Origin of the sequence: Pseudomonas baetica, from assembly GCF_051216495.1 — a bacterium.
In the GTDB taxonomy this organism is placed as follows: domain Bacteria; phylum Pseudomonadota; class Gammaproteobacteria; order Pseudomonadales; family Pseudomonadaceae; genus Aquipseudomonas; species Aquipseudomonas baetica_B.
Genome location: NZ_JBPKAM010000212.1, coordinates 1 through 3,845 on the forward strand (window position 1 = coordinate 1; position 3,845 = coordinate 3,845).

Below are 3,845 nucleotides of genomic sequence, written 5' to 3' on the forward strand. Positions count from 1 at the left end.
CACGTGCCGCCTCCTCCCTCCGATGGTGGGGTAGAGTGTCCGAGAGAAGGGGGGTTTCTGTTGCTGTGGGTGTGGGGTTTTTGTTTGCTTCCCTCCCCCCCCCCCCCCCCACAGGGGAACTGTGTGAACGATCATTTGCAGCACTCATCCCCTACCAAGGAACTAGAAATCTCCACATTGCGGCCAATTGTTGTCCAGGCGCCGGCGCCCAAGAATCTGCACCAGACCGGGAAAATTTCCCGCGCATACAACAAAAACCGCAGAGGAAGCCGTCATGACTCAACCCGCACGTCGCCAGCCCTTCGTCTTGAGCATGTTGCTCAGTGCCATGCTGTTGTCCGGCCAGGCATTGGCCGGGGTTTCCGACCAGGACATTCTCCAGGACCCGAAGAACCCCGAGCAGGTCGTGACCAACGGCCTGGGCGTTCAGGGTCAGCGCTACAGCCCGCTGGACATTCTCAACGTCGACAACGTCAAGGAGCTGCGCCCGGCGTGGGCTTTCTCGTTCGGCGGCGAAAAGCAGCGTGGCCAACAGGCGCAGCCGATGATCAAGGACGGTGTGATGTACATGACCGGCTCTTACTCGCGGGTATTCGCCGTGGATGCGCGCACCGGCAAGAAGCTCTGGCAATACGACGCACGCCTGCCGGATGACATTCGTCCTTGCTGCGACGTGATCAACCGCGGCGTTGCGCTTTACGGTGATCTGGTGATCTTCGGCACCCTCGACGCCAAGCTCGTGGCGCTGAACAAGGACACCGGCAAGGTGGTCTGGAGCAAGAAAGTCGCCGACCACAAGGAAGGCTACTCGATCAGTGCCGCGCCGCTGGTGATCAATGGCAAGCTGATTACCGGAGTGGCCGGTGGTGAGTTTGGCGTGGTGGGCAAGATCGAGGCCTACGATCCGAAAAACGGTGATCTGCTGTGGACCCGGCCGACGGTCGAGGGCCACATGGGTTACGTATACAAGGGCGGCAAGGCCGTGGAAAACGGCATCTCCGGCGGCGAGGCGGGCAAGACCTGGCCGGGCGACCTGTGGAAGACCGGCGGTGCAGCGCCCTGGCTTGGCGGCTATTACGACCCGGAAACCAACCTGCTGCTGTTCGGCACCGGTAACCCGGCACCGTGGAACTCGCACCTGCGGCCGGGCGACAACCTCTACTCGTCATCGCGCCTGGCGCTGAACCCGGACGATGGCACCATCAAATGGCACTTCCAAAGCACGCCCCACGACGGTTGGGACTTTGACGGCGTGAACGAACTGGTGTCGTTCAACTACAGCGAAGGCGGCAAGGAAATCAAAGCGGCGGCCACCGCCGACCGTAACGGCTTCTTCTACGTGCTGGATCGCACCAACGGCAAATTTATCCGCGGCTTCCCGTTCGTGGACAAGATCACCTGGGCCACGGGCCTGGATAAAGACGGCCGCCCGATCTACAACGAAGCCAGCCGCCCCGGGGCACCGGGTTCCGAAGCCAAGGGCAGTTCGGTGTTCGTGGCGCCGGCGTTCCTGGGTGCGAAAAACTGGATGCCAATGGCTTACAACAGGGACACCGGCCTGTTCTACGTGCCGTCCAACGAGTGGGGCATGGACATCTGGAACGAGGGCATCGCCTACAAGAAAGGCGCGGCGTTCCTCGGTGCCGGGTTCACCATCAAACCGTTGAATGAAGACTACATCGGCGTGCTGCGGGCCATCGATCCGAAGACCGGCAAGGAAGTCTGGCGGCACAAAAACTTCGCGCCGTTGTGGGGCGGGGTACTGACCACCAAGGGCAATCTGGTGTTTACCGGAACGCCAGAGGGCTTCCTGCAGGCGTTCAATGCCAAGACCGGCGAAAAGGTCTGGGAGTTCCAGACCGGGTCCGGCGTACTCGGCTCCCCCGTGACCTGGGAAATGGACGGCGAGCAGTACGTCTCGGTGCTCTCCGGCTGGGGCGGCGCCGTACCGCTGTGGGGCGGCGAAGTGGCCAAGCGCGTGAAGGACTTCAACCAGGGCGGCATGCTCTGGACCTTCAAGTTGCCGAAAGATCTCGTAGCCAAGCATTGATCCCGGCTAATCCCTCCTCTGTAGGAGCGAGCTTGCTCGCGATGGACTGAAAAACACCGCGGGGTGTCAGGCTCCCAGTGTCATCGTTGGCGACCATCGCGAGCAAGCTCGCTCCTACAGAAAAAACACTGTATCGACCCAGACAGAGGCCTCATCATGATCTACGCCCAACCCGGAACACCTGGCGCCGTCGTTTCCTTCAAACCTCGCTACGGCAACTTCATCGGCGGCCAATTCGTCGCGCCGGTCAATGGCGAGTACTTCACCAACACCTCGCCGGTGAACGGCGAAGTGATAGCCGAGTTCCCGCGCTCCAGTGCCGCCGACATCGACAAGGCCCTGGACGCCGCCCATGCCGCCGCTGACGCCTGGGGCAAGACCTCGGCCCAGGACCGCTCGCTGGTGTTGCTGAAAATCGCCGACCGCATCGAACAGAACCTGGAAATCCTCGCCGTCACCGAGACCTGGGACAACGGCAAGGCCGTGCGCGAAACCCTCAACGCCGACGTGCCGCTGGCGGCGGACCATTTCCGTTACTTTGCCGGTTGCATCCGCGCCCAGGAAGGCGGTGCCGCCGAGATCAACGAGCTGACCACGGCCTACCACTTCCACGAGCCATTGGGCGTAGTCGGGCAGATCATTCCGTGGAACTTCCCGTTGCTGATGGCCGCCTGGAAACTCGCGCCGGCCCTGGCCGCCGGTAACTGCATCGTGCTCAAGCCGGCGGAGCAGACGCCGCTGTCGATCATGGTCTTCGCCGAACTGATCGCCGACCTGTTGCCGGCGGGCGTGCTGAACATCGTCCAGGGGTTCGGTCGAGAAGCCGGCGAGGCGCTGGCCACCAGCAAGCGCATCGCCAAGATCGCCTTCACCGGCTCGACCCCGGTGGGTGCGCACATCCTGCATTGCGCCGCCGAGAACATCATTCCGAGCACTGTTGAACTGGGCGGCAAGTCACCGAACATCTTCTTCGAAGACATCATGCAGGCCGAGCCCGCGTTCATCGAGAAAGCCGCCGAAGGCCTGGTGCTGGCGTTCTTCAATCAGGGAGAAGTCTGCACCTGTCCGTCCCGGGCACTGGTGCAGGAGTCGATCTATGAGCCGTTCATGGCCGAAGTCATGAAGAAAATCGTCAAGATCAAGCGTGGCAACCCGCTGGACACCGAGACCATGGTCGGCGCCCAGGCATCGGAGCAGCAATACGACAAGATCCTCTCGTACCTCAACATTGCGCAGGAGGAGGGCGCCCAGTTGCTCACCGGTGGCGCGGCCGAGCGATTGGAAGGTGACTTGTCCAGCGGCTATTACATCCAGCCGACCCTGCTCAAGGGGCACAACAAGATGCGTGTGTTCCAGGAAGAAATCTTCGGCCCGGTGGTGGGTGTCACCACCTTCAAGGACGAAGCCGAAGCTCTGGCCATCGCCAACGACAGCGAGTTCGGCCTCGGCGCCGGCCTGTGGACCCGCGACATCAACCGCGCCTACCGCATGGGCCGGGCGATCAAGGCCGGGCGCGTGTGGACCAACTGCTACCACCTGTACCCGGCGCACGCGGCATTTGGTGGCTACAAGAAGTCTGGCGTCGGTCGGGAAAACCACAAGATGATGCTCGATCACTATCAACAGACCAAGAACCTGCTGGTGAGCTACGACATCAATCCGCTTGGATTCTTCTAACCCTCGCAAGAACACCACTACCCTTGTGGGGGGGGGGGGGGGGGGGGGGGGGGGGGGGGGGGGGGGGGGGGGGGGGGGGGGGGGGGGGGGGGGGGGGGGGGGGGGGGGGGGGGGGGGG

General features: G+C 62.7%; 2 protein-coding genes. Both read left to right on the top strand.

Annotated features, from left to right (window positions below):
* Nucleotides 1-274: 274 nt before the first annotated feature.
* Nucleotides 275-2,050, top strand: coding sequence for a PQQ-dependent methanol/ethanol family dehydrogenase (locus ACSFE6_RS31165; RefSeq protein ID WP_435431209.1), 1,776 nt, complete (start codon nucleotides 275-277; stop codon nucleotides 2,048-2,050).
* Nucleotides 2,051-2,206: 156 nt separating this feature from the next.
* Nucleotides 2,207-3,727 carry an acetaldehyde dehydrogenase ExaC gene (gene exaC / locus ACSFE6_RS31170; protein WP_435431210.1) on the top strand — a complete coding sequence of 507 codons (1,521 nt, stop codon included), beginning with the start codon at nucleotides 2,207-2,209 and terminating at the stop codon, nucleotides 3,725-3,727.
* The last annotated feature ends 118 nt before the right edge of the window (nucleotides 3,728-3,845 follow it).